Here is a 1297-nt window from a genome sequence, read left to right on the forward strand (position 1 = left end):
TGCGCCAATTGTCGGGGTGTCACTTCCGCCCAAGGTCGATCGACCCAACCCAGAAATCGTTTCAATTCTCTCCGATAGGCTTTCTGGGTATTTTCAGCGAGCGATCGTGCCTGAAAATATTCCTCAACTCGGAGCCAGCGGAGATCGGTTGGTTCAGATGAACGGAGTGGGATGGTTGATTGGGAACCCATCAAGCGAATAGCAGGAAGTCCTTCTGAACTAGAACCCATGCAGAATACCCCTTATGTTGTGGCGTTCCTCAAGTCTAATAGATTTCAAGTAAGATAAAGTAACAATATCTGTTATACGACTAAACTACGACTAAGTTGACGATGGCTAGAGTATACTAAACTCAGATCCTTGTATTCTGGGAGTTTCACCAATGCCATCTCCCTTTCCGGGCATGAACCCCTATCTAGAACAGCCAGCCTTCTGGTCGTCGTTTCACACTCGACTGATGGTGGCGATCGCGGATACGGTAGCGCCCCAATTACGCCCTAACTATTACATTGAGGTGGAGACTCGTACTTACCAGGATCAAGAAGAACCCGAAGAAATCTTGGTGGGGATTCCAGACGCGGCTGTCTTGGCGGCTCGATCAACCCATCCATTAGAACCGTTGCGAGTTGAATCGGGTACAACGGTCACTCAGAAGCGACCCCGCTCCATTTGCTTGCCTCAGCCAACGACGATTAAAGAGCGCTATCTGGAAGTTCGCGAAGTCGGTACAGATGCGGTCATTACAGTGATTGAGGTGCTGTCCCCTAAGAACAAGCAGAAGGGAAATGGTAGAACGGCTTATGAAAACAAACGTGGACGCATTCTAGGCAGTCTTTCTAATCTGGTTGAAATCGATCTGATCCGGGCTGGCAGTCCGATGACGATGATAGGAGAGGTGCAGCCGAGCGACTATCGCCTCATTGTCAGTCGTCGTTCCCAACGGCCCCAGGCTGACCTGTACGACTTTAATTTGCGTGAACCCATTCCCACTGTGCCGCTACCGCTCAGACCGGAAGATGCAGAACCGTTAATTGAATTACAGGCAATTGTGCAGGGGGTGTGCGATCGGGCAGGATACAACGAACGCATTGATTATCGTCAGCCTGTTCCACCGCCCAAGTTATCTGAAGTGGATCAGCAGTGGGTGGATGCGTTATTGACTCCCCTCCGAGGTGCGTGATGGCCCGTCCTGATCAGGAAAAATGTCGGCTGTGCGCTAAGTTGAATGCCCAGGAAGCCCAACAACGTCATGGCCCCGAGGGAGATGGCTGTTGGGATCCTAAATATTGCCACAATC

1 protein-coding gene and 1 pseudogene are annotated in these 1297 nt (G+C 50.8%); one reads left to right on the plus strand and one right to left on the minus strand.

Annotated elements, in window-relative coordinates; translation table 11 throughout:
• A pseudogene (locus tag ACN4EG_RS27755) lies at nt 1–230 on the minus strand (hypothetical protein); the annotation flags it as partial.
• A gap of 152 nt (nt 231–382) precedes the next feature.
• On the opposite strand from ACN4EG_RS27755, the gene ACN4EG_RS27760 reads away from it, so the two are divergent.
• Complete coding sequence (locus ACN4EG_RS27760; RefSeq protein WP_431633524.1) at nt 383–1180, plus strand: DUF4058 family protein; 798 nt, start codon at nt 383–385, stop codon at nt 1178–1180.
• The last annotated feature ends 117 nt before the right edge of the window (nt 1181–1297 follow it).

Origin of the sequence: Alkalinema pantanalense CENA528 (assembly GCF_050753345.1) — a bacterium.
Lineage (GTDB): Bacteria > Cyanobacteriota > Cyanobacteriia > Leptolyngbyales > Leptolyngbyaceae > Alkalinema > Alkalinema pantanalense.